Genomic DNA, 23,561 nt, shown 5'->3' with positions numbered 1-23,561 from the left:
GGCGCCGGACCGGTCGGAAAGGGCTGCGCAGCGGCCCCCGCTTTTGTAGGCAAAACTTAGATTGAAGGGGCCGCTTTGCGGCCTTTCGCGACGCAAGGCCGCTCCCACAAGAGGGGCGCGTGGGCTGTGGTTTTCTTTGATACCGGCCATCGCACACCCTTGCAACTCTCAGTACACTGCACGTTCCAACACCAACATCTGTTGAACTCGAGGTTTTTGCATGACGCTCAGTCCTTTGGCAGGCAAGCCGGCTCCGGCCAGCGTGCTGGTCGATATTCCCCGACTGCTCACCGCCTACTACACCGGCCGCCCCGACGCTGCCGTGGCGGCCCAGCGGGTGGCCTTCGGCACCTCGGGGCACCGGGGCACTTCGCTTGAATTGAGTTTCAACGAATACCACGTGCTGGCCATCACCCAGGCCATCTGCCTGTACCGCCAGGAGAAGGGCATCGATGGCCCGCTGTTCATCGGTGCAGACACCCACGCACTGTCGGCTCCGGCCACAGCCAGCGCCCTGGAAGTGCTGGCCGCCAATGGCGTGCAGGTGATGCTGTCCAAGGATGACGAGTACACGCCCACGCCGGCCGTGTCCCACGCCATCCTCTGCCATAACCGTGGCCGCCAGCAGGGCCTGGCCGACGGCATCGTCATCACCCCGTCGCACAACCCGCCGCAAAGCGGTGGCTTCAAGTACAACCCGCCCAATGGCGGCCCTGCCGACAGCGACGTGACCAAGTGGGTCGAGGCCAAAGCCAACGAACTGCTGGCCGCGAACCTGGCGGGCGTCAAGCGCATGGACCATGCCCAGGCGCTGCAGGCCCCGACCACCCAGCGCCACGACTACGTGAGCAGCTATGTGGCGGACCTGGAAAACGTCATCGACTTCGATGTCATCCGCAACGCCAAGCTGCGCTTGGGCGTCGACCCGCTGGGCGGGGCAGGGGTGCACTACTGGTCGGCCATTGCCGAACACTACAAGCTGGACCTGGAGGTGGTGAACACCGAGGTGGACCCGACGTTCCGCTTCATGACCGTCGACTGGGACGGCCAGATCCGCATGGACCCTTCCTCGCCGTACGCCATGCAGGGCCTGATCGGCCTGCGCGAGCGCTTCGACGTGGCCTTCGCCTGCGACCCGGACCACGACCGCCACGGCATCGTCACCTCGGACGGCTTGCTGGCGCCGAACAACTACCTGGCCGTGGCCATCGACTACCTGTTCCGCCACCGCCCGCAGTGGCGCACCGACGCCGCCGTGGGCAAGACCGTGGTGTCCAGCGGCCTGATCGACCGCGTCACCCAGCGCCTGGGCCGTGAGTTGTACGAGGTGCCGGTGGGCTTCAAGTTCTTCGCCCAGGGCCTGTTCGACGGCTCGCTTGGCTTTGGTGGCGAAGAAAGTGCCGGTGCGTCGTTCCTGCGCCGTGATGGCTCGGTCTGGGCCACCGACAAGGACGGGCTGATCCCGGCCTTGCTGGCCGCCGAAATGACCGCCCGCACCGGGCGCAACCCGAGCCAGGCCTACGCCGACCTGACCGAGGCACTGGGCAAGCCGTTCGCTACCCGTGTCGAGGCCAAGGCCGATGTGCGGCAGAAGGCATTGCTGAGCAAGCTGTCGCCGGAGCAGGTGAAGTCGACTGAACTGGCCGGTGAGCCGATCGTGCAGATTCTCAGCCACGCACCGGGCAATGGCCAGGCGATTGGCGGCCTGAAGGTGATGACCGCCAATGGCTGGTTCGCTGCGCGGCCGTCGGGCACCGAGGACATCTACAAGATCTACGCCGAAAGCTTCATCGACGAGGCGCACCTGCAGCGCCTGGTGCAGGAAGCGCAGGTGCTGGTGGATGCGGCGATTGCCTGACCGGTAACAAACCGCTTGGTGCTGCGGCGCAACGTAAATTAGAATTAATCCTATTTACGCCGCCGCAGGGCCATCCCCATGATCGACGCCGCGCCGCCACCGCAGCCTAGCCTGCCTGCCCTGTACCGGGAGCATCGCAGCTGGCTTGAAACCTGGCTAAGCCGGCGCCTGGGCAATGCCTGGGATGCCGCCGACCTCAGCCAGGATACCTTCCTGCGGTTACTCACCAGTGCCCAGCCATTGGCAGACATTCGCGAGCCACGCGCCTACCTGCTGACCGTGGGCAAGCGGCTGTTGAGCAACTTCTACCAGCGGCGCAGCCTGGAGCAGGCCTACCTGGATGCCCTGGCACAGTTGCCCGAGCAGCACGTGCCCTCGCCAGAGCAGCGCTGGGTGTTGCTGGAAACCCTGCAAGCCCTGGATGAGTTGCTCGATGGCCTGAAGGCGCCGGTGCGCAAGGCCTTTCTCTGGAGCCAGCTCGAAGGCTTGGGTTACGCCGAAATCGGCAAACGCCTGGGCGTTTGCGAACGCTCCGTCAAACGCTACATGGCGCAGGCTTACGAACATTGCCTGCTGGCCGAGTTGCAATGACCACCCACTCCCCCGAAACCCGCGAAGCGGTGCGTGCTGCCGCCCGTTGGCTGGCGCTGCTGGATTCCGGCAACGTCAGCGAGACGGACTTGTTGCGCCTGGCGCAATGGCGGGCCAGCAGCAGCCTGCACGAAGACGCCTGGCAAAAGGCATCCTTGCTGCGCGAGCGTTTTTCCCGGTTACCCGGGGCGTTGGCCATGGCCACGCTGGACCGCCCGGACGCCGGCCGTCGCGCGCTGCTCAAGCAAGCCCTGGGTGTGGCGGCACTGCTGCCGGCCGCCTGGCTGGCAAGCCGGGAATTGCCGCTGGAGGCCTGGACGGCCGACATGCGCACCGCGGTAGGGGAGCGCCGGCAGGTGCTGCTGAGCGATGGCACATTTGTGCAGCTGAACACTGACAGTGCGGTGGACATCGACCTGGGCGCGCGGCGGCTGACGCTGCTGCGCGGCGAAGTGGCGATCAGGGTACCCGATAGCCTGAGCCTGGCCGTGCAGGTGCCTTACGGCCAGGTTGCGCTCAGCGCTGGCGATTTCAATGCGGGTGAAGTGTGCTTGCGCCTGGTCGATCAGGCCTGCCGGGTTTCGGTCGTCAAGGGGCTGGCCAGCCTGCAGCCACTGCATGGCCCGGCCCGTGTGCTGCAGGCCGGGCAGCAGGCCAGCTTGCAGGTGGCTGGCGTCGGCCCGGCCACAGCCCTGGACGAATGGCTGTTGGGTTGGCGCGAAGGCGTGCTGCGCCTGGATGACCGCCCCTTGGGCGAGCTGTTGCATGAGCTGCGAAGATATCGCCCCGGTGTGCTGCGCTGGGCGCCGGAGCTGGAACGCCTGCGGGTGACCGGCACTTTCCGCCTGGACGATACCGACCGGGTGCTGGCCCTGCTGGCCGCCAGCCTGCCGTTGCAGGTGCAGACGCGCACGCGTTACTGGGTCAGCCTGGCCGCGCGAGAAAATCGTGCATGAGGCTGTCCCCTTTTTTTCACTCACCGGTCATTACCGGTAGAAGAAACTAAAGGGGAGCCTTGTTCAATGCCTGCAGTAATGTCTTGCCGCCTGCGCCCACTGGTGCGCGCAGTGCGTCCGTTGTTCGCCATGAGCCTGTTGTTGTGTGCGCCCGCCTGGGCCGATGAGGCGGCGCGGCGAGCCTATCAGGTGCCAGCCGCCAGCCTGGGCGCCGCGCTCACCCGGTTTGCCGACCAGGCTGGCGTCAGCCTTTCGCTGGACCCGGCACTGGTCCAGGGCCGCCAGAGTAGCGGCCTGTCGGGTAACTACAGTGTCGAAGAAGGCTTCCTCCAGCTGCTGCGTGGCAGCGGCCTGCAGTTGCTGCCGGTGGGTGAGGGCGCTTTCACCCTGGTGCCGGCGCCACAGGCGGGGGGGGCGCTGGAAATTGCCCCGACCAGCATTGTCGGCGGCCTGGCGGCGGGTGGTGATGCACAGCCTTACGCCGGTGGCCAGGTGGCGCGCGAGGGGGCACAGGGCCTGCTTGGAGCGCGCGATTTCATGGAAACCCCGTTCAGCATCACCAGCTACACCAGCGAACTGGTGAAGAACCAGCAAGCGCGAACCTTGGGCGAACTTATCGCCACCGACCCCTCGGTGCGTGCGACCAACCCGGCGGGTGGGCGTTTCGAGCAGTTCACCATTCGCGGCTTCAGCCTGTTCAACAGTGACGTGGCGTACAACGGCCTGTACGGCATCTTGCCGACCTACTCGATCGACATGGAAATGGCCGACCGGGTCGATATCATCAAAGGCCCCAGCCAGTTGATCAACGGCATTTCGCCGCGAGGCAGTGTGGGCGGCGGTATCAATGTGCAGCCCAAGCGGGCCGGCGACAAACCGATCACCGAGTTCACCGGCAGCTATGCCTCGGCTGGCCAGGCAGGCGGTGCGGTGGACGTTGGCCGGCGCTTTGGCGAAGGCCAGCAGTTTGGCGTGCGCTTCAACGGTGTGAAGCAGGCGGGCGATACCGAATGGGACCACCAGCGCGTCGAGCGCGAAATGGCAGTGCTGGGCCTGGATTTTCGTGGCGAGCGCCTGCGGTTGTCGGCAGACCTCGGCCACACAGAGCGTGACACCGATGCGCCGCAAGAGCGTGTGCTGGTCGGTGCCAACGCCAAAGTGCCGGACGCCAACGATGTACGTCACAACTACGCCCAGGCCTGGAGCAAGGCGCGCACCAACGACACCTTTGGCGCACTGCATGCCGAGTACGACGTCAGCGAGTCGCTGCTGGCCTATGGCGCTGTCGGCGCGCGCAAAAGCAACCATGACTTCCTGCGGCACAACGTGTCCATCACCAACGATGCCGGCGACTTCACCGTGCAACCGCGCGACTTTACCCGCGATGAAACGGTGCGCACCGCCATGGCGGGTGTACGGAACTGGTTCCACACCGGGCCCGTCAGCCACGAGCTGAACCTGGCGGCCAGCTACTTCTACATGGACTTCACCAACGGCGGCGCGCGCTATGCATCGGCGCCCAGCAACCTCTACAACCCGGTAGCGACGCCGACGCCTGGTACCCCCACCCGCATCGATCCGGAGGTCTACACCGAAAACCGCTTCTCCGGCGTGGCCCTGGCCGACACCCTCGGCTTTTTCGATGACCGCCTGCTGCTGACCCTGGGCGCGCGTTGGCAACGGGTGCAGGTGGATGACTGGAGCGACGGCGTTAAAGGCGACACCGCCTACGACGAAGAAAAGGTCTCGCCTTCTGGCGGCGTGTTGCTCAAGGTCACCGACCAGCTGTCGTTGTACGCCAACTACATGGAGGGCCTGAGCCAGGGCAAGATCGCACCGTCGACCTCGGTCAACGAAGACCAGATTTTCCCGCCGTTCACCAGCCGCCAGGTCGAGGTGGGGGCCAAGTACGACCTGGGCCAGGTCGCCTTTACCGCCAGTGCCTTCCGCATCCGCCAGCCGGCCTACGAGACCAACGCCACCTCGTGGGTGTTCGGCCCCAATGGCAAGCGCGACAACCGCGGTATCGAGCTGAGCGTGTTCGGGGAACCCGTGCAAGGGCTGCGGGTGCTGGGCGGGGTGATGTATATCGACAGCGAGCTGACCGATACCGTGGGTGGCGCCTTTGATGGCAACCGCGCGCCGGCCACGCCCGAGTACAACGTCAACCTTGGCGCCGAGTGGGACGTGCCGGGGGTGAATGGCCTGACCCTGACAGCGCGGGGCATTCACTCCAGCTCGCAGTACCTGGACCAGAACAACAGCAAGCAGATCGATGGCTGGGAACGCTACGACCTGGGGGCGCGCTATGCCTTCAACGTGGACGCGACCGAGGTTACCTTGCGGGCCAGTGTCGAGAACGTGCTGGATGATCGCTACTGGAGCTCGGCGGGGGCTTCCGATGACAGTGAACCGGGGCTGACCCTTTCCACGCCGCGGACCTACCTGCTCTCGGCAACAGTCGGCTTTTAAGCCCTGCACGGTCTTTGTGGGAGCGGCCTTGTGTCGCGAAAGGGCCGCGAAGCGGCCCCAAGGATGCAATAGACTGGAAGACCCTGGGGCCGCTGCGCGGCCCTTTCGCGACACGAGGCCGCTCCCACAAGAGGGTGCACCCGCCTGCAAGATCAGGTGGGTGCAATTGCTCGGCCCAGCTTCTGCGACTGGCCCTGCAACACGCGCATCAGGTGCATCGCCGCATGCGACGGCGGCTCGAAGCGCGAATAGACAAAGCTGATGTCGAAGTGAATCTCGTCCGCCAGCGGCACCACCGCCAGGCCGCTGTCCTGCGCCACGAACTCGTCGATTACGCTGATGCCCATGCCTTGCTTGACCAGCGCCACAGCCTCGTTGGCATTGGTGAACGACAACAGTGACGGCAACTGCGCGCCGTGCCGCTCGATGTGCCCGGCCAGCAGTTTGCCAAACGGCATGTCGGGCCTGAACAGCAGCAGCGGATGGCCTTCCAGTTGGTGCAAGGTCAGCGAGGTATGCCCGGCCAACGCGTGATCGGGTGGCATCACCACCACCATGCGCCCGCGCATGAAGGGCTGTGAATGCAGGTGATCGTGTACCACGGGCAGGGCGGCAATCGACAGGTCGACCTTTTTCGACAGGATCTGGTTGGGCATTTCGCCCATCAGCGAGGTTTGCCACTCGATGTTCAGCGAAGGCGCCTCACGCTTGAGCTGGGCCAGGGCGATCGGGATGACCACCGTCGACAGCGAAGCGCTGCACGAGATGCGCAGCTTGCGGTGGCCGCCTGCGCCCAGTGACAGGGCGCACTCGTTGACCTCCAGCGCTGCCTGGTACACCCGCTCGACTTCGCGGAACAGCACCTGCGCCTCGGCGGTGGGCACCAGGCGGTTGTTGATGCGCTCGAACAGACGGTAGCTCAAACGCCCTTCGATGTACTGGATCAGCTTGCTGACAGCCGGCTGCGACACGTACAGCAGCTTGGCCGCCGCGCTGATCGAGCCGGTCAGCATCACCGCACGGAACACCTCCATGTGGCGCAGCTTGAACACCATGGGGCTTGCGTCTGCGCCTTCGTTGCCAAGCAGCATATCTATTACCTTCGGTTATGGTCTTTGCCATCTGTGTATGAGCGTCAAACCTGGCCACGCAGTATCTTGAACCCAGCCAAATTGCCCTTGCGGCGCACAATAACAAGATCTGAAGGCAAGCGCAGTGGCGCTGCCGGGAGTGCTGCGTGAACATCTTTGACGAACCGAAGATCGATTGCCATAACCATTTGTTTGACCCCGCCCGTTTCCCTTACCACCCCGACGCACCCTATGCGCCCTCCGGCCAGGAAGTCGCCACCCAGGAACAGTTCACCCGGGTGATGGACACCTACGGTGTGCAACATGCCTTGCTGGTGGGCCCCAACAGCGGCTACCACACCGACAACCGCTGCCTGCTGCATGCCCTGGCCACCGGGCAGGGGCGGTTCAAGGGCGTGGCGGTGGTCGAGGCGGGTATCCACCTCGATGCGCTGGCTGCGCTGCAAGCGCAAGGGGTGGTCGGTATCGCCTTCAACCCCGCGCTGTACGGGGTGGCCAGCCTCAAGGACGTTGACGGGTTGTTCGGCAAGCTTGCCGAGCTCGACCTGTTCGCCCAGGTGCAGGTATGCGAAGACCAACTGCTTGAACTGCGCAGCCTGCTTCAGGGCTCGCGTGCACGCTTGCTGATCGACCATTGCGGCCGGCCGGATGTGGCGGCTGGCGTGCAGCAGCCGGGCTTCCAGGCGTTGTTGCAACTGGCGGACAGCGGCCGTGCCAGCGTCAAGCTGTCTGGCATGCAGAAGTTCGCGGCGGCCGATGCGTTGCTGGAGCAAAGCCGTGCCTATGTGCACGCCCTGCTCGAAGCCTTCGGTGCGGACGCCTGTGTGTGGGGTTCGGACTGGCCGTTCATTCGCCAGCGCTCGCGGGTGGACTACGGCCCGCTGCTGAAACTGGCCGAGCGTCTGATGCCGGATGCCCGGCTGCGCCAAGCGGTGATGTGGGACACCCCACGACGTCTGTTCGGGTTCGTCTAGAACCTGGTTTTGCCATTCCAATAACAAGAGAGCAACCGTCATGAACACTGAGCAGAACGCCAGCCTCGGGGTGTTTGACACCCCGGCCCGCGCGCAGCAACGCACCCGCACCCGCTTCATGATCCTGGCGCTGATTTCAGGCGGCACCATGATCAACTACCTCGACCGCAGCGTGATGGGCATTGCCGCGCCCAGCATCAGTGCCGACCTGGGCCTGAACGCGGCGATGATGGGGGTGATCTTTTCTGCCTTCTCGTGGACCTATGCCGCCGCGCAGATCCCGGGTGGCATCCTCATCGACCGGCTGGGCACCAAGCTCACCTATTGGCTGGCGCTGACGTTGTGGTCGCTGTTCACCGGCCTGCAAGGGCTGGCGCAGGGCTTTTTGTCGTTGCTGGGCATGCGCTTTCTGGTGGGCATGACCGAAGCACCGTGCTTCCCTACCAACAGCCGGGTGGTGGCTACCTGGTTCCCGCAGAGTGAACGGGCCAGGGCGACCGGCATCTACACCTTTGCCGAATACACCGGGCTGGCGTTCCTGACGCCGCTGCTGTTCTGGGTACTGCATGCCTATGGCTGGCGCTTTCTGCTGCTGGCCGTGGGCCTGATGGGCATCCTCTATGGCCTGGTGTGGTGGCGTAAGTACCACGAGCCGCACGAGTCGACCACCGCCAACCAGGCCGAACTCGACTACATCGCCGCCGGTGGCGGGGTGGTCGATGGCGGGCAGAAAGCCACCCAGTTCCGCTGGTCGCAGATCCCGGCGCTGCTCAAGCACCGCAACATGCTGGGCATCTGCCTGGGGCAGTTCGCCTGCAACTCCACCAACGTGTTCTTCCTGACCTGGTTCCCCACCTACCTGGTGACCGAGCGGCATATGCCCTGGCTCAAGGTTGGCTGGGTGGCGGTGCTGCCGTTCATTGCCGCTTCGCTGGGCACGCTGGTCGGTGGCTGGCTGTCTGACGCCTTGCTGCGCCGTGGCTACTCGCTGAACGTGGCGCGCAAGCTGCCGGTAATCGCCGGGCTGCTCACCGCTTCGGTGATCGTGTTGGCCAACTACGTCGAGTCCGACGCGCTGGTCATCACCATCCTGTGCATCGCCTATTTCGCCCAGGGCATGTCGGCGCTGGCCTGGATGATCGTGTCCGACATCGCCCCCAAAGGTCTGCTGGGCCTCAGTGGCGGCCTGTTCAACCTGTTTGCCAACGCGGCGGGCATCGTTACCCCCCTGACCATCGGCATCATCGTTTCGATGACCGGCTCGTTTGTCTGGGCCCTGGCGTTCGTGTCGTCGATCACCGTGCTGGGGGCGCTGTGCTACCTGTTCATGGTCAGCGACCTGCGTCGCTTGCCGGAAATTCCTTCTATCGAAAATGGAGCTAAACAATGAGCCAGTACCTGCAAGGCCAGACCGCAATCGTGACCGGTGGCATGCGTGGCATCGGCCTGGCGATCGCCCAGCGCCTGCATGCCGCCGGCGCCCAAGTGGTGATCTGGGACCTCGCTGTCGGCGGCTGGGACAGCGTGGAAAGCGGCTTTGAGCCGGTGCTGCGCCAGGCGGTCGATGTGTCGTCGCTGGCCTCGGTGGAGGCGGCGTTTGCCGAGACGCTGGCGCGCTTGGGCCATGTAGAGATCCTGGTCAACAATGCCGGCATCAACGGCCCGGTGGTGGCGTCGTGGGAGTACCCGCCAGAGGCCTGGGACAAGGTCATCGCCATCGACCTGAACGGTGTGTTCTATTGCTGCCGCACCGCCATTCCGCACATGCGTGAACGTGGCTACGGGCGCATCGTCAACATCGCCTCCATGGCCGGCAAGGATGGCGTGCAGTACATCTCGGCGTATTCGGCCGCCAAGGCCGGGGTCATCGCCTTCACCAAGGCCGCGGCCAAGGAGCTGGCGCAGGACGGTGTGCTGCTCAACTGCGTGGCACCGGCCATGGTCGAGACGCCGCTGATGGCCGAGATGACAGCGGAGCACATTGCCGCAAGCAAGGCCAAGATCCCCATGGGGCGCTTCCTCAAGGCCGAGGAGATCGCCAACATGGTCAGCTGGATTGCCGGGCCCGAGTGCAGCTTTACCACCGGCTTTGTGTTCGACCTCAGTGGTGGCAGGGCGACCTATTGAATGGGCTGGGCGTAGCGCACCTGACGGCGCTGGCGCTAGCGCCGGCGCGGCTGGTACGCGAGGCGCGCCACGCCGGTTTCAGTGCGGTGGGGCTGCGCCTGCACCCGGTGATGGCGGGTGCACTGGCCTACCCGGTTGCGGCCGGTAGCCAGGCAATGCGAGAGCTGCGGGCGGTGCTGGCCGGGGAAGGCGTGCGGGTGACGGACATCGAGTTCGTGTCGCTGACGGCGCAAACCCGGGTGGCCGATTACCAGGCGCTGTTGGCCGCAGGTGCCGAGCTGGGAGCGGTGAGCCTGACAGTGTCCGGCGACGATGAGGATGTTGCACGGCTGACCGGCAACTTTGCAGCGCTGTGTGAAATGGCGCGTGGCCATGGCCTGCGTGTGGACCTTGAGTTCATGCGCTGGCGGCCGGTGGCCACCTTGCAACAGGCTTGCGCGGTGGTGACGGGGGCGGGGCAGGGCAACAGTGGCGTGCTGGTCGATGCCTTGCACCTGTTCCGTTCCGGTGGCCAGGTGGCCGACATCGCCGCAGTCGACCCGCGTTTCCTGCGTGCGGTTCAACTGTGTGATGCACCGATGCTGGCGCCCGCAGAGCCGCTGATCATCCCCGAGGCGCGCGAGGGCCGTTTGCTGCCGGGGCAAGGCCAACTGCCGCTGGCAGCGTTGCTGGCAGCGTTGCCGGCGGACGTGGACATCAGTGTGGAGGTGCCGTCCGCCAGCGTGCCCGCGGAACAGCGGCTGCAAGCGGCGGCGCAGGTAACCCACACCTGGCTGCACGGCAGGCGACCTATGTCACCCGCTGTGCAGGTTGCCGGTCACGCCTGATCCGGTACCACGGCGATCACGTCGATCTCCATCAGCCACTCGGCCTGGGCCAGCCCGGCGACCACCAGCCCGGTGGAGATCGGGAACACGCCCTTCAGCCACTTGCCCACTTCCTTGTACACCGGCTCGCGGAAACGCGGGTCGGTGATGTAGGTGGTGGTCTTGACGATGTGCGACAGGTCGGAGCCCGCTTCTTCAAGCAGCTGCTTGACGTTCTTCATGGCCTGTTCGGCCTGCGCCTGAGGGTTACCCAGGCCCACCAGTTTGCCTTCGAAGTCGGTACCGACCTGGCCGCGCACGTAGATGGTGTTACCGGCCCGCACGGCCTGGCACAGGTCGTTGTCCAGGGTCTGGTTGGGGTAGGTGACCTTGGTGTTGAACATGCGGATGCGAGTATGGGTAGGCATCAGTGGGCTCCGAGGGTGCTGACGTTGCTGATCGTGTTGGCTTGCTGTTCATCCGCCTCGCGTTGTTCGCGGTCGCGGTAGGCCAGGTAGGTGCGTTGCGTGGCGATGTGGCCGGCGACGTGCTTGGCGTCGTGCCACACGCCCCAGATGAACGAGGAACCACGGCGCGACAACCACGGCAGGCCAAGGAAGTACACGCCAGGTTCGCGGGCCACGCCGCGCTGGTGCTGGGGCTTGCCGTTGGCATCGAAGGTGTCTACCTGCAGCCAGCTGAAATCCACGCCGTAACCGGTAGCCCAGATGATGCTGGTGACGCCGGCCTTGGCCAGGTCCAGTTCGCGCAGCGGGTTGCTCATGCAGGCAGGGTCGGCCAGGCGAGTGCGGGCTTCGGGTTCTTCCGGCAGGTCCAGGCCGTTGCTTTCGATGTAGGCATCGGCTGCATCCAGGAGGGCCAGGTAGTTTTCATCGCCGCGGTTGATGTTCTCGACCAGGTTGTCTTGGAAGCGCGCCACGCCGTTGTCGAACGACTGGGTCAGGCCGACCAGGGTCATGCCTTGATGGGCGAGGGCACGGAAGTCCACGGTGTGGCCGCCACGGGCGCCGCTGACGGCGATGGTCACGTGCTCGCGACCGGGCTTGGCGATTTCTGCGTCCCACTCACCCAGCACACCCAGCCACCAGCAGAAGTCGCGGTTGCGGTAGGCCCGTGGCGGGCGGTCGTGGGCACCGACCGACAGGTACACCTGGCGGCCTGCGCGCATCAGTTCTTCGGCAATCTGCACCCCGGAAGAGCCGGCACCCACCACCAGTACCGCGCCTTCGGGAAGCTGCTCGGGGTTGAAGTAGGCAGCAGAGTGGATCTGGTGCAGGTTGCTGTCTTTTGGCGCGATGGCCGGGATTACCGGCTTCTGGAACGGGCCGGTGGCGGCGACCACACGGTTGGCGCGGATCACCCCTTCATTGGTTTCGATGGTGAAGCCAGGGCGGTCGCTGTTGCGCACCACACGCTTCACTTCGATGCCGGTACGCACTGGCAGGTTGTACTTGCGTACGTACTGTTCGAAGTAGTCGGCCACCTGGTCCTTGCCCGCGAAGGCGTCGGCGTCGAGGTTGAATTCCAGGCCCGGGAAGCGGTCGTGCCAGACCGGGCCGTTGGCCACCAGCGAGTCCCAGCGGCCGGTGCGCCAGGCCTCGGCGATGCGGTTGCGCTCCAGCACCAGGTGTGGCACGCCAAGCTTGTTCAGGTGTTCGCTCATGGCCACGCCGGCCTGGCCGGCGCCGACGACGAGCGTGTCGATTTCGAGGTTGTTCAGTGTCATGTCCGAGCCCTTGTTCAGGCGGTTTTTGTAAGGTCGGTTTGGAGGACCGCCGTTGCCTGGAGCCAGACTAGGGATGCTGCACAAATGGCGAAAATAGTATTTAGCTGGTGCTTGCCGATAAAATGGCGAAGGCCTTGATCTTCCTGGCTTGCAGCGTGCTTTTAAGGGTTTTTGGTGTGTTTTTTTGGGCTGTTTTGCGGGCTTAGTTTTTTCCTGCTCAAGGCACAGGAAAATGTTGGTTTCGTGGGGTAGAAGGTTGCGCCCAGAATGCCCTGAACCGCACAGGACAACAGGAGCTTTACCATGACCTTCTCCATCATCGGCCGCTGCCAGGAAACCGGCCAGGTCGGCATCGCCATCAGTTCGTCGAGCATCGCCGTGGGCGCCCGCTGCCCTTGGGTGCGTGCGGGTGTTGGCGCTGTTTCCACCCAGAACATCACCTTGCCGGCCCTGGGCCCGCAGATTCTCGATGCCCTGGAGCAGGGGCAGTTGCCGCCAGCGGCTGCGCTGGACCGGGTATTGAGCGCCAATGGGTGGAGCGAGTACCGCCAGGTCACAGTGATCGACAGCCAAGGCCAGGTGGCACTGTTCACCGGTCGCGAGGCATTGGGCACACACAATGCTGTGGCCGGTGAACAATGCGCGGCGGCGGGTAACCTGTTGTCCTCGACCCAGGTGATCGAAGCGATGGTAGTGGCCTTCGAACAGGCCGGCGGGCACCTGGCCGACCGCTTGCTGGCGGCCATGCACGCGGCGATGGCCGCAGGTGGTGAGGCCGGGCCGGTGCACTCGGCAGCGTTGAAGATTGCTGGCGAATTGACTTGGCCATTGGTGGACCTGCGCGTGGACTGGGCCGATACCGACCCGATCGGCGTGCTGGATGGCCTGTGGCAGGCGTACCGCCCGCAGATGCAGGATTACGTTATCCGCGCCCTGAACCCGACGGCCGCACCGAGCTACGGGGTGCCGGGCGATGAGTGATTTTGCCAGCCGCGCGCTGCTGGCCCGGCTGGTCGGCTTTGCCACGGTCAGCCGGGACTCCAACCTTGAGCTGATCGGCTTTATCCGTGATTACCTGGCCGAGCTGGGAGTGGAAAGCGAACTGTTCCATAACCCGGAGGGCACCAAAGCCAACCTGTTCGCCACCATCGGCCCCCAGGGCGTTGGCGGCGTGGTGCTGTCGGGGCATACCGACGTGGTGCCGGTGGACGGCCAGGCCTGGACTGTCGAGCCGTTTGCCCTGAGCGAACGCGACGGGCGCCTGTATGGTCGCGGCACGGCCGACATGAAAGGCTTCATCGCGTCGGTGCTGGCCGCCGTGCCCGCGTTCCTTGCCCAGCCGTTGCACATGCCGGTGCACCTGGCCTTCTCCTATGACGAGGAGGTCGGTTGCCTGGGTGTGCGTTCGATGCTGGCCGCGCTCGAACAGCGCCCGCGCAAGCCACGCCTGTGCCTGATTGGCGAGCCCACCGAGCTCAAGCCGGTGCTGGGGCACAAGGGGAAGCTGGCGATGCGTTGCCAGGTGCAGGGCGCGGCTTGTCATTCGGCGTATGCGCCGTATGGGGTGAATGCCATCGAGTATGCGGCGAAGCTGATCGGCAAGTTGGGTGACATCGGTGATGCGCTGGCATTGCCGGCGCACCACGACGCGCGCTTCGACCCACCGTTCTCCACGGTGCAGACCGGGGTGATCAAAGGGGGCAGGGCGCTGAACATCGTGCCGGCAGAGTGCGAGTTCGATTTTGAAGTGCGCGCGCTGCCAGGGTTCGAGGCACAGGCAGTGGCCGACCAGTTACAGACGTATGCGCAGGCCGAGTTGCTGCCGCGTATGCGCAAGGTCAATGCGGCCAGTGACATTCGCCTGGAGCCGTTGAGTGCCTACCCTGGGCTGGCAACACCGGCAGACAGCGAAGCGGCGCGGCTGGTGGCGTTGCTCAGTGGCACGGATGAATTCGGTACGGTGGCGTTTGGCACCGAAGGTGGGTTGTTCGACCAGGCGGGGATCCCGACCGTGGTGTGTGGGCCTGGCAGCATGGACCAGGGGCACAAGCCAGATGAATTCGTGAGTGTCGAGCAGTTACGGGGGTGTGATGCGATGCTGCTGAGGTTGGTGGATTACCTGCGGCAGGCTCCCGTCTGACAGGGTAAAGAACGCATCTAGGAGCGGCCTTGTGTCGCGATGGGCCGCGCAGCGGCCCCAAGATTTCCGCGTTGAAGCTGATTTCCTGGGGCCGCTGCGCGGCCCATCGCGACACAAGGCCGCTCCTACAGGGATCGGTGTCTGCTTCAGGTTAGAAGCTGGCCTTGACCTGCAGGCCAACCACTAACGCGTTGTCGATCTTCTTCCCCGAGAACGCCCCGGGCTCGATGATGTACTGCACATCCGGGCGCAGGTTCAGCCATGGCGTCGCCTGGTATCCATAACTCAGTTCGATCAACTGCTCGGCGCTGTCGATGTCGGGGAACTGCTGGCCAGCGTTGAAGGCGGCATCTTCCAGGACATCGCGGCTACGCGGGTTGGGCACGGCACGGCCGTAACCCAGCGCCACGGTATCTTTCGGGCGGCCTTCGAACGGCTTGTACAGCACCACGCCAGCGCCATACCACTTGGTGAACGGCGAGGCGGCCTTGCTGGATGCCGAGTACTGGCCGAAGGCGTGCAGGCTGCGGCCTGGCGAGCTTTGGTCGTTCCATACGGCCTGGTCGATCAGCAGGTAGTGGCCGCCACGGCCGGATACTTCGTCATCGCTGCCGATGCGTTTAACATCGGAGCTGTCGTAGTAGTAGCCCAGCTTGTACTCGCCGGGCAGTTCACCCTGCAGCTTGTACACCAGCTCCACCGGTACCACGGTGCCGGTGGTGTGTTTGGGGCCCAGATGCCAGGCGCGGCTGGAGTTGCCGTTGCTCTCGGGGTCGACGTTGAACGCCGCCACGCGCAATTGCCAGGCAGGCGACAGGTCGTACTTTACCCGCACGCCCAGGTGAGCGTTGGGGTAGTTGGTCCAGCCGCTGCCACCGGACATGTTCAGCGGGTGGCCGCAGAAGCCGGCGTTCATGAAGTTGCACAGGATGCCGCTGTCCAGGCCGCCCAGGTCGTTGCCCATGGCCATGTAGCCCAGCTTGACGTTGAGCGCCGGGGTGAACAGGGTGCGCTCGTAGCTCAGTTCGGTCAGGCGGGTGTACAGGCCACCGAAGTTTTCCTGGATCGGCAGGCGGTTGCCGACCAGGTCTTCCGAGGCACTGTTACCACGGCGGTCGTTGATGGTCAGCTGGACCTTGCCACCGTTGTCCAGGCCGTACAGTTTCGACAGGTCGAACTGCACGCCCAGCTTCAGGTTCTGCGAATAGCGCGCCGAGCGGTGCAGGCCACCGTGGGCGTTGTAGGCGGTTTCGCCGCTGTAGTCGCCGGTAAACTTGACGCCGTCGTCTTCAAGCTGGTGACGCAGGCCGCCCCAGTCACCGGTCAGGGTGCTGCGGGTCATCAGGTCGCCGTCGGCCAGGGCGGTGGTGCTGGCAAGGGCCAGCAGCAGGGTGGGGGTGATGCGGATTGCGGATGGCATTGCTAAATCTCGGTTTGTCTTTCGGGCCTATTCGCGGGTAAACCCGCTCCTACAAGGGCCGGTGTAGGCCTTGTGGGAGCGGGCGTGCCCGCGAAGCAGGCGACGCGGTCTTACGGCAGCGCGTAAGAAATTACGTAGTCGCCACGGTCAGTCGACTGGCGGGCGCCGCCAGCAGTGATGACCACGTACTGCTTGCCGGTCTTCGGCGAAACGTAGGTCATCGGGCCGCCCTGGCTGCCCACTGGCAGGCGGGCCTTCCAGATTTCGCTGCCGTTGCTGCTGTCGTAGGCGCGCAGGTAGAAGTCCTGGGTGCCGGCGATGAACACCAGGCCGCCTTGGGTCGACAGGGTGCCGCCCAGGGTTGGCAGGCCGATCTTGATCGGCAGGTGCATGCGGATACCGAGCGGGCCGGTGTCTTCAACGGTGCCCACCGGTACTTGCCAGGCCACCTGGCGAGTCTTCATGTCGATGGCGGTCAGGGTGCCGAACGGTGGTGCCTGGCACGGGATGCCGGCTACCGACAGGAAGCGGTTCTTGTTCACCGCATACGGGGTGCCCTTGAGCGGTACTGCGCCCATGCCGGTGTTCAGCGCTTCGCCACCGGAAGATGCACCGCCTTTGTTCTGCGACGGAATCATCTGGATCCACAGGCCCAGGCGCATGTCGTTGACGAAGATGAAGCCATGTACCGGGTCGGTGGAAATGCTGCCCCAGTTCATGCCACCCAGCGAACCCGGGAAGCTCAGCGACAGGTCGGTGCCCGGCGCGGTGTACAGGCCGTCGTAGCGCATTTTCTTGAAGTCGATGCGGCACAGCAGCTGGTCATACGGGGTGGCGCCCCACATGTCCGACTCGGTCAGGGTTTGCGCGCCGATCTGCGGCATGCCCACCGACTTCGGTTGAGTAGGGGAATACGGCTCGTTCGGGATGTTGCTTGGCTTGACCGGTACTTCGTCGACCTGGGTCAGCGGCTTGCCGGTGGCGCGGTCGAGCACGTAGATCTGCCCGGCCTTGGTGCCGATCACCACCGCAGGAACCGACTGGCCGTCGTCCTTGGTGAAGTCGATCAGGCTCGGCTGCATCGGCAGGTCGAAGTCCCACAGGTCGTTGTGCACGGTCTGGAACACCCACTTCTGGTTGCCGGTGGTGGCGTCCAGGGCCAGCACCGAAGCGCCGTAGGTGTGGTCCAGCTTGTTGCGTTCTACACCGTAGATGTCGGTGGACGACGAACCCATCGGCAGGAACACGGTGTTCATCGCCGGGTCGTAGGACATCGGTGCCCAGCTGTTCGGGGTGCTGCGCACGTAGGTGCTATCGCCCTGCGGTGCCTGGCGGTCTTCCGGGTTGCCCGGGTCGAAGGCCCAGCGCATTTCACCGGTGATCACGTCGAAACCACGGATCACGCCGCCTGGCATGTCGGTCTGGACGTTGTCGGCAACACGGCCGCCGACCACCACGGTGGTACCGGCCATCAGCGGCGCGGAGGACAGCTGATAGAAGGAGTCCGGCACGTTACCCAGGCCGGCCATCAGGTTGACCTGGCCGTTGTTGCCGAAGCCCTGGCAGAACTCGCCGTTGTCGGCGTCGACGGCAATCAGGCGGCCATCGATGGTGTTGGTCAGCAGGCGACGCTGGCAGTTGGCACCGGCCGGCACGCTACCGCCGGCGACCGGCGAGCTGTTCGGCTGGGTCGGCTGGGCGACGGCGGCAGTGGCGTCGAAGTAGGCCATGCCACGGCAACGCTGCCAGACTTTGGACTGGGCGTTGATTTCGTTTTTCCACAGCTCTTTGCCGGTGTCGGCATCAAGGGCGATGAGGTTGTTGTGCGGGGTGCAGATGAACACCTTGTTGCCGATCTGCAACGGGGTCAGCTGGTCCTCGGCACCGTTGCCGTCGCTGATGGCCACGTCACCGGTGTGGTAGGTCCAGGCCACTTTCAGCTTGTTCACGTTGTCGCGGTTGATCTGGTCCAGTGCGGCGAAGCGGCTGCCACCTTCGGTATTACCGTAGTGGGCCCAGTCCTTCTGCTCTTTGCCAGCTTCGACCGGGGTCATGCCCGGGCCTTTACCGGTAGGGGCGACGCTTGGGTGAGCAACGAACATGTTGCCGGCGGCGATCACCAGTGCCACGGCCATTACCCCGGCAACGCCGTAGGCACCACGGCCGGCACTGGCGCCGTTGGCACGGGCCAGCAGCGGGTAGACCAGCGCCACCACCATGCCGATCGCGGCAAACATGAACAGGCGCGAGAACAGTGGCCAGAACACCAGGCCCGTATCGATCAGCGCCCAGATCGCGGTACCGACCAGGAACGCTGCGTACAGCCAGGCACCGGCCTTCTTGCGGCGGGCAATGAGGACACCGGCGATGGCCATGGCCAGGCCGCCGATCAGGAAGTACAACGAACCGCCCAGGCCGGCCAGCTTGATGCCGCCAGCAGCCAGGAGGAGGCCGAGCAGGGCGATAATCACGCCCAGGCCGATCAGAATGATGTTTGTGGCGCCAGAAGCGCGCGGTGTTTCGTTCATGCCAGGGATCTCAGCAGGTGGAATGCGCGCAGTCTAAGCCCTTAGCTTGCTAATTAACAAGTTGGTACATAATTTTATGAGGCTGATTGTCGCAGGGCTGATCGTGCGATGGTGTGGCTAAAAGTGTAGAACAGGCGCTGAAAAATGCATTAAACGGGGTGTTCATGCTTGTTATGTAATATGCATTCATACTTTGGTCGAGTACAAAAGTGGCCAGGTATCACGCCGGCCACGGGGTGGAACTGGTGTAGAACACCGCCAGCCAGATGGTGGCTGTGCCGGGGGCGGTCCACTCCACGCGGTGGCGGTAGTGCGGGGGGATGTCCAGGCAATCGCCCGGCGCCAGCAGGCGGGTGTGGTGCTCGTGCTCGAAACGCAGGCCGGCGGCACCGCTGAGCAGCACGATCCACTCGCCTTCGGCCTGGTCGTACCAGAAGCCGGGCGGGCTGGCCTGGCCGCTGGAGACGATACGCTCCACACGCACGCCAGGGCGGCTGAGCAGTTCGTCGACACGTTCGGCACTGGTGGGGTCGCAGGGTGGCAGGGCAGTCAGCAGGTTATTCGGTGTCATGGAAAGCCTCGCTTTGAAGGTGTGTTGCCACTATGGACGCAAATACCCTGCAGCGCGCTTCTTGACCCGCCCGGCTGTTTGTAAGAACTTTCCGAGATTTGGAAGACGGGCAGCAAATGGACAAACTCCTGGCGATGAAGATGTTTGTGGCCACTGTCGATGCCCAGGGCTTTTCTGCCGCTGCGCGCAGGCTGGGGCTGGCGACTTCGTCGGTAACGCGCCTGGTCGATGCCCTGGAAGCGGCGCTGGGCACCACGTTGCTCAACCGCTCGACTCGCCAGGTCAGCCTGACCGAAGCCGGCGCCCGTTACTATGAGCGTGCGCGGGGCATTTTCGAGGCGCTGGACGAGGCCGATGCCAGTGTTGCCGACCGTGGCGAGGAGCCTGTCGGCGTGTTGCGCCTGTGCCTGCCGGTGGAGTTCGGCAGGCGGGTCATCGCCCCGCACCTGGGGCCGTTTCTGGCGCGGCACCCGGCGCTGGAGCTGGACATCGACCTCAGCGACCGCCTGGATGACCTGCTGGACGGGCGCTATGACCTGTCGATTCGCCTCGGCGACCCGTCGCCCAATGACGAACTGGTGTGTCGCCAGCTCGGCCGCTTCGAGCGTTGGCTGGTGGCCAGCCCGGCTTACCTGGCCGGGCGAGACACGCTGCAGCACCCCCGGCAGTTGCTGGAGCACGCCTGCCTGCGCTTTCGCTACGGGCAGAAAGCGCGGCCCTGGCGCCTGGCGCTTGGCCAGGAAAGCCTGGAGTTGAACGTGAGCGGGCCGCTGCGCAGCGCCAATGCCGACATGTTGCGCGAAACCGCACTGGCGGGCAGTGGCATCGCACTGCTGGCCGACTGGCTGGTGCGCGAGGATGTGCTGGCCGGGCGCCTGCAGCGGGTGTTCCCTGAATGGCGGGCCAGCCCTGGCACCGCCAATGACAGCATCAACGCCCTGTACCTGCCCAACCACCGGGGTTCGCGGCGGGTGAACGCGTTCATAGAGTTTTGCGAAAATTTACTGAAGCGGGGCGATTAGCGTTGCGCAGCGCGCAAAGCCGCATTGCGCCAAGGCTGGATTCTCGATGAAGACCTGTATGGGTAAGGTAGGCGGCATCTATCACCCCTTGCCGAGGAACCTCGCATGAATCCCTCCCTTGCCGCCGCGCCACCCGCAGCTACAGGCCTGAGCCGGGCACTGGTCGTGCTGCTGGCGTTCTGCTGCGGCGCGATCGTGGCCAACATCTACTACGCCCAGCCCATCGTCGGTTTGATCGCCCCGGACCTGGGGCTGTCCACCGAGCATGCCAGCCTGATCGTTTCACTCACCCAGCTGGGTTATGCCCTGGGCCTGCTGTTGCTGGTGCCGCTGGCTGACCTGCTGGAGAACCGCCGCTTGATGGTCGCCACCGCAGTGCTGGCGTGTGTCAGCCTGCTGTTGGCAGGCACCAGCAGCAGCGGCCAGGGCCAGTTGTTTCTGGGCTATGCGCTGTTGATCGGGTTCAGTTCGGTGGCGGTGCAGATGCTCATTCCGCTGGCGGCGCACCTGGCACCAGAGCAGCAGCGTGGCCGGGTGGTCGGTAACATCATGGGCGGGTTGTTGCTGGGTATTCTGCTGGCGCGGCCGTTGTCCAGCCTGGTGGCCGACCACTTCGGCTGGCGCGCAGTGTTCATTGGCGCTGCCGGGGTGATGCTGGCGATCATCCTGCTGCTGGCCCTGACCCTGCCAGAGCGGCGGCCCGAGCACAAGGCCAGCTATGCCGGGTTGATGCTGTCGTTGCTCACACTTTTGCGCCGCTATCCGCTGCTGCGCCAGCGTTCGTTGTACCAGGCACTGATGTTCGCAGCGTTCAGCCTTTACTGGACGGCGGTGCCCATGGCGCTGGCGGGTGAGCATGGCCTGTCGCAAAGCCAGATCGCGGTGTTCGCCCTGGTGGGCGCGGTGGGCGCCGTTGCCGCGCCCTTGGCTGGCCGCCTGGCAGATGCCGGGCATGCGCGGGCCGGCTCGTTGCTGGCGCTGCTGCTGGCCCCGGCGGCCTTGTTGCTGGGCTTGACGGTGCCGGGCTACAGCGTGATCGGCCTGGGCCTGACCGGCGTGCTGCTGGACTTTGCGGTGCAGATGAACATGGTCATCGGCCAGCGGGAAGTCTATGCACTGGACCCGGCCAGCCGCGGGCGGCTGAACGCGGTGTACATGACCAGCATCTTCCTGGGTGGGGCGCTGGGGTCGGCGGTGGCCAGTGCGCTGTTCAGCCAGTTTGGCTGGCAAGGAGTGGCGCTGGTGGGGGCAGGGTTGCCGGGTGTCGCGTTGCTGGTGTTCCTGCTCAAGGCCCGGCGTAGCTGAACGATGGCCTATCGGTATTCGCTGTCCCTGTGGGAGCGGCCTTGCGTCGCGATAGGGGGGCGAAGCGCCCCCAGAATTCTGGAATCATGCAGAATCGCCGGGGCCGCGTTGCGGCCCTATCGCGACGCAAGGCCGCTCCCACAAAAACTGTGCATGCCTTTACCAAATACTATCGGCTAAGCGGCAGCGCCACGCCAATCAAGGCGAACAGGCTGCCGCAGCAGCGGTTGAAACCTTTACCGCCCTTGGCCAGCCACGGCCGGACGCGAAACGCCAGGCGCGCCAACAGGTACTCGACCAGAAACTCGACACTGGCAAAGGTCGCCGCCATCACCACGAACTGCAGCATCAGCCCGCGTTGCGGGTCGATGAACTGCGGCAGGAAGGCGCCATAGAACAGCAGCACCTTGGGGTTGGCCATGGCCGACAACAAGCCTTGGCGGAACAAACCCGCATTGCCGAGCCGTGCACTGCGCTCGGTCAATTCCAGTTGCAGGCCCGGGCTCCGCCACAGCTGGATACCCAGCCACACCAGGTAAGCGCCGCCCACCCACTTGAGCACGCTCAACACCGAAGCCGAGGTTTGCAGCAACGCGCTGAGGCCAAACATGGCCAGGGCGATGAGTGCGCTGAAGCCGAACACGCCGCCAACGATGGTGAACAACGTGCGGCGGGCGCCATACAGGGCGCCATGGGTCAGGGCCAGCAGGCTGTTTGGGCCTGGTGTCAGTGACAGGCCGATGCTGGCCAGCAGATAGATGAGCCAGGTGTCGAGTGCCATCGTGGTGCAACGCCTTGTTGATTTGGAGGTTGCCAGTCTATGGCGCGGCGCCCGGTCTGGAAGGGTATGATCTGGACATTGAATGGTCGTTTCTGGACGCAATGCCATGCTGCCTGATATCCGTCTCGTAATCCTGCCGTTACCGGATTTCGCCCTGCTGCCATTCGGCGGTTTTCTCGACAAATTGCGTTTCAGCGCCGACGACGAAGACTACAGCCAGCAGCGCTATTGCAGCTGGACCGTGGCAGGCCTCACGCTCGACCCGGTACCGTCGAGCAGCGGTGCAGTGGTGCAGGTCGAGGCGGTGGCCGGCCAGCTGGAGCTGGCCAGTTTCGACTACCTGGTGGTGTTCGGCGGGCGCAATGCCATGGCTACAGCGGCGTTGGCGCCGCGCTACCAAACCTTGCTCAGGCAGGCCGGCAAAGCCGGGGTCAAGTTGGTGGGGGTCGACAATGGCGCCTTCCTGTTGGCCGCGTGTGGGTTGTTACGGGGGCATAAGGTGGTCGTGCACTGGCGTCACGAAGCCGAGTTTCGTGCAGCGTTCCCTCAGTTGCAGGTGCTGCGCGATCAGCTGTATTGCATCGACGCAAACCGAATCACCTGTGCTGGTGGCACGGCGGCCATCGACCTGGCGGTGGCGCTGTTGTCACAAGCCTGTGGGCGAACCCGGGCGCTGAAAGGGCTGGCCGACATGCTGGTGGACGAAACCCGCGACAGCCGCCATGCCTTGCGCTCGCTGGAGCTGGGCGCCGGCCAGGGGCGGCAGGTGCAGCGGGCACAGGCGCTGATGCGTCATCATTTGGGCACCCCGCTGGCGGTGGAGCAACTGGCCGCTGAACTGGGCATCAGCCGGCGCCAGCTGGACCGGCAGTTCCACGCCAGCCACGGCATGAGCGCCAAGGCCTGGTGGCTGGAGATGCGCTTGCAGCAGGCGCGCTGGCGCCTGCTCAACTCCAGCCACAGCCTGGCGCAGATTGCCGATGAGGTGGGGCTGGGCGATGCCAGTTACCTGGGTAAATGTGTGCGGCGGCGGTTTGGTTGTTCAGCCCTTGAGTTGCGGGCGCAGATTTCTGTGGGAGCGGGCTTGCCCGCGAAGCAGGCGACACGGTGACTGGCACCGGCGTTGCCGGTGTTCGCGGGCAAGCCCGCTCCCACAGAGGTGGTGCCAGACG

20 protein-coding genes are annotated in these 23,561 nt (G+C 64.8%); 13 read left to right on the top strand and 7 right to left on the bottom strand.

Features of this window, described 5'->3' with window-relative positions; translation table 11 throughout:
• The first annotated feature begins 220 nt into the window (after positions 1-220).
• The 4 genes from pgm (at position 221) to AK81_RS02670 (ending at position 5,877) form a co-directional block, all read left to right on the top strand.
• Positions 221-1,858, top strand: a complete 1,638-nt coding sequence (gene pgm, locus AK81_RS02685; protein WP_043196602.1) for a phosphoglucomutase (alpha-D-glucose-1,6-bisphosphate-dependent) — start codon at positions 221-223, stop codon at positions 1,856-1,858.
• A gap of 78 nt (positions 1,859-1,936) precedes the next feature.
• Positions 1,937-2,449, top strand: coding sequence for a sigma-70 family RNA polymerase sigma factor (locus AK81_RS02680; RefSeq protein WP_043196601.1), 513 nt, complete (start codon positions 1,937-1,939; stop codon positions 2,447-2,449).
• Entirely contained in the window at positions 2,446-3,405 is a 960-nt protein-coding gene (locus AK81_RS02675; protein ID WP_043196600.1) for a FecR domain-containing protein, read from the top strand. The genes AK81_RS02680 and AK81_RS02675 overlap by 4 nt, the downstream gene beginning before the upstream one ends.
• 66 nt (positions 3,406-3,471) lie before the next feature.
• Positions 3,472-5,877, top strand: coding sequence for a TonB-dependent receptor (locus AK81_RS02670; RefSeq protein ID WP_043196597.1), 2,406 nt, complete (start codon positions 3,472-3,474; stop codon positions 5,875-5,877).
• 152 nt (positions 5,878-6,029) lie between these two features.
• Here AK81_RS02670 and AK81_RS02665 read toward each other — a convergent pair whose 3' ends face one another.
• The gene (locus AK81_RS02665) at positions 6,030-6,968 is read right to left on the bottom strand and encodes a LysR family transcriptional regulator (protein WP_043196596.1); all 939 of its coding nucleotides are present in this window, start codon (positions 6,966-6,968) and stop codon (positions 6,030-6,032) included.
• Between the two features lie 146 nt (positions 6,969-7,114).
• Here AK81_RS02665 and AK81_RS02660 point away from each other — a divergent pair, with 146 nt between their 5' ends.
• The 4 genes from AK81_RS02660 to AK81_RS02645 are packed head-to-tail and all read left to right on the top strand — an operon-like array spanning position 7,115 to position 10,896.
• Positions 7,115-7,942, top strand: coding sequence for an amidohydrolase family protein (locus AK81_RS02660; protein WP_043196595.1), 828 nt, complete (start codon positions 7,115-7,117; stop codon positions 7,940-7,942).
• Positions 7,943-7,982: 40 nt separating this feature from the next.
• Positions 7,983-9,332, top strand: coding sequence for an MFS transporter (locus tag AK81_RS02655; protein WP_050491829.1), 1,350 nt, complete (start codon positions 7,983-7,985; stop codon positions 9,330-9,332).
• Complete coding sequence (locus AK81_RS02650) at positions 9,329-10,069, top strand: SDR family NAD(P)-dependent oxidoreductase (RefSeq protein ID WP_043196594.1); 741 nt, start codon at positions 9,329-9,331, stop codon at positions 10,067-10,069. Before AK81_RS02655 ends, AK81_RS02650 begins: the two co-directional genes overlap by 4 nt.
• Positions 10,066-10,896, top strand: a complete 831-nt coding sequence (locus AK81_RS02645) for a sugar phosphate isomerase/epimerase family protein (protein WP_043196592.1) — start codon at positions 10,066-10,068, stop codon at positions 10,894-10,896. The genes AK81_RS02650 and AK81_RS02645 overlap by 4 nt, the downstream gene beginning before the upstream one ends.
• On the opposite strand, the gene AK81_RS02640 is transcribed toward AK81_RS02645, so the two are convergent.
• Positions 10,887-11,303, bottom strand: coding sequence for a RidA family protein (locus tag AK81_RS02640; protein WP_043196591.1), 417 nt, complete (start codon positions 11,301-11,303; stop codon positions 10,887-10,889). The genes AK81_RS02645 and AK81_RS02640 overlap by 10 nt on opposite strands.
• Complete coding sequence (locus tag AK81_RS02635) at positions 11,303-12,622, bottom strand: flavin-containing monooxygenase (protein ID WP_043196590.1); 1,320 nt, start codon at positions 12,620-12,622, stop codon at positions 11,303-11,305. Before AK81_RS02635 ends, AK81_RS02640 begins: the two co-directional genes overlap by 1 nt.
• A gap of 303 nt (positions 12,623-12,925) precedes the next feature.
• On the opposite strand from AK81_RS02635, the gene AK81_RS02630 reads away from it, so the two are divergent.
• Together AK81_RS02630 and argE are read left to right on the top strand one after the other, a co-directional pair.
• Positions 12,926-13,603 carry a DUF1028 domain-containing protein gene (locus AK81_RS02630; RefSeq protein WP_043196589.1) on the top strand — a complete coding sequence of 226 codons (678 nt, stop codon included), beginning with the start codon at positions 12,926-12,928 and terminating at the stop codon, positions 13,601-13,603.
• Positions 13,596-14,762 (top strand): acetylornithine deacetylase, encoded by a 1,167-nt coding sequence (argE, locus tag AK81_RS02625; RefSeq protein ID WP_043196588.1) that lies wholly within the window; start codon positions 13,596-13,598, stop codon positions 14,760-14,762. The genes AK81_RS02630 and argE overlap by 8 nt, the downstream gene beginning before the upstream one ends.
• A gap of 151 nt (positions 14,763-14,913) precedes the next feature.
• On the opposite strand, the gene AK81_RS02620 is transcribed toward argE, so the two are convergent.
• From AK81_RS02620 to AK81_RS02610, 3 genes are all read right to left on the bottom strand, one after another.
• Positions 14,914-16,182: a carbohydrate porin gene (locus AK81_RS02620; RefSeq protein WP_016499341.1), complete on the bottom strand. Its 1,269-nt coding sequence runs from the start codon at positions 16,180-16,182 to the stop codon at positions 14,914-14,916.
• 110 nt (positions 16,183-16,292) lie between these two features.
• Complete coding sequence (locus AK81_RS02615; RefSeq protein ID WP_043196587.1) at positions 16,293-18,710, bottom strand: glucose/quinate/shikimate family membrane-bound PQQ-dependent dehydrogenase; 2,418 nt, start codon at positions 18,708-18,710, stop codon at positions 16,293-16,295.
• Positions 18,711-18,930: 220 nt separating this feature from the next.
• Entirely contained in the window at positions 18,931-19,281 is a 351-nt protein-coding gene (locus AK81_RS02610; RefSeq protein ID WP_043196586.1) for a cupin, read from the bottom strand.
• Between the two features lie 116 nt (positions 19,282-19,397).
• Between AK81_RS02610 and AK81_RS02605 the strand changes: the two genes are divergently transcribed.
• Both AK81_RS02605 and AK81_RS02600 read left to right on the top strand, forming a co-directional pair.
• Positions 19,398-20,303 (top strand): LysR family transcriptional regulator, encoded by a 906-nt coding sequence (locus tag AK81_RS02605; RefSeq protein ID WP_043196585.1) that lies wholly within the window; start codon positions 19,398-19,400, stop codon positions 20,301-20,303.
• A 105-nt stretch (positions 20,304-20,408) separates the two neighbouring features.
• Positions 20,409-21,608, top strand: a complete 1,200-nt coding sequence (locus tag AK81_RS02600) for an MFS transporter (RefSeq protein ID WP_043196584.1) — start codon at positions 20,409-20,411, stop codon at positions 21,606-21,608.
• Positions 21,609-21,777: 169 nt separating this feature from the next.
• Here the strand turns inward: AK81_RS02600 and AK81_RS02595 are convergent, their stop codons facing one another.
• Positions 21,778-22,389, bottom strand: coding sequence for a LysE family translocator (locus AK81_RS02595; RefSeq protein ID WP_043196583.1), 612 nt, complete (start codon positions 22,387-22,389; stop codon positions 21,778-21,780).
• Between the two features lie 106 nt (positions 22,390-22,495).
• Here AK81_RS02595 and AK81_RS02590 point away from each other — a divergent pair, with 106 nt between their 5' ends.
• Positions 22,496-23,500, top strand: a complete 1,005-nt coding sequence (locus AK81_RS02590) for a GlxA family transcriptional regulator (RefSeq protein ID WP_043196582.1) — start codon at positions 22,496-22,498, stop codon at positions 23,498-23,500.
• The last annotated feature ends 61 nt before the right edge of the window (positions 23,501-23,561 follow it).

The sequence above is a fragment of the Pseudomonas putida W15Oct28 genome, from assembly GCF_000708715.2.
GTDB classification, from domain to species: domain Bacteria; phylum Pseudomonadota; class Gammaproteobacteria; order Pseudomonadales; family Pseudomonadaceae; genus Aquipseudomonas; species Aquipseudomonas putida_R.
This window is presented reverse-complemented; position numbering and strand designations above follow the sequence as displayed.

Coding starts and splice junctions, on each gene's coding strand:
- AK81_RS02610 (WP_043196586.1), bottom strand. CDS start 19,281: ATGACACCGAATAACCTGCTGACTGCCCTGCCACCCTGCGACCCCACC.
- AK81_RS02615 (WP_043196587.1), bottom strand. CDS start 18,710: ATGAACGAAACACCGCGCGCTTCTGGCGCCACAAACATCATTCTGATC.
- AK81_RS02655 (WP_050491829.1), top strand. CDS start 7,983: ATGAACACTGAGCAGAACGCCAGCCTCGGGGTGTTTGACACCCCGGCC.
- AK81_RS02630 (WP_043196589.1), top strand. CDS start 12,926: ATGACCTTCTCCATCATCGGCCGCTGCCAGGAAACCGGCCAGGTCGGC.
- AK81_RS02620 (WP_016499341.1), bottom strand. CDS start 16,182: ATGCCATCCGCAATCCGCATCACCCCCACCCTGCTGCTGGCCCTTGCC.
- argE (WP_043196588.1), top strand. CDS start 13,596: ATGAGTGATTTTGCCAGCCGCGCGCTGCTGGCCCGGCTGGTCGGCTTT.
- AK81_RS02635 (WP_043196590.1), bottom strand. CDS start 12,622: ATGACACTGAACAACCTCGAAATCGACACGCTCGTCGTCGGCGCCGGC.
- AK81_RS02640 (WP_043196591.1), bottom strand. CDS start 11,303: ATGCCTACCCATACTCGCATCCGCATGTTCAACACCAAGGTCACCTAC.
- AK81_RS02670 (WP_043196597.1), top strand. CDS start 3,472: ATGCCTGCAGTAATGTCTTGCCGCCTGCGCCCACTGGTGCGCGCAGTG.
- pgm (WP_043196602.1), top strand. CDS start 221: ATGACGCTCAGTCCTTTGGCAGGCAAGCCGGCTCCGGCCAGCGTGCTG.
- AK81_RS02605 (WP_043196585.1), top strand. CDS start 19,398: ATGGACAAACTCCTGGCGATGAAGATGTTTGTGGCCACTGTCGATGCC.
- AK81_RS02595 (WP_043196583.1), bottom strand. CDS start 22,389: ATGGCACTCGACACCTGGCTCATCTATCTGCTGGCCAGCATCGGCCTG.
- AK81_RS02600 (WP_043196584.1), top strand. CDS start 20,409: ATGAATCCCTCCCTTGCCGCCGCGCCACCCGCAGCTACAGGCCTGAGC.
- AK81_RS02675 (WP_043196600.1), top strand. CDS start 2,446: ATGACCACCCACTCCCCCGAAACCCGCGAAGCGGTGCGTGCTGCCGCC.
- AK81_RS02650 (WP_043196594.1), top strand. CDS start 9,329: ATGAGCCAGTACCTGCAAGGCCAGACCGCAATCGTGACCGGTGGCATG.
- AK81_RS02665 (WP_043196596.1), bottom strand. CDS start 6,968: ATGCTGCTTGGCAACGAAGGCGCAGACGCAAGCCCCATGGTGTTCAAG.
- AK81_RS02680 (WP_043196601.1), top strand. CDS start 1,937: ATGATCGACGCCGCGCCGCCACCGCAGCCTAGCCTGCCTGCCCTGTAC.
- AK81_RS02590 (WP_043196582.1), top strand. CDS start 22,496: ATGCTGCCTGATATCCGTCTCGTAATCCTGCCGTTACCGGATTTCGCC.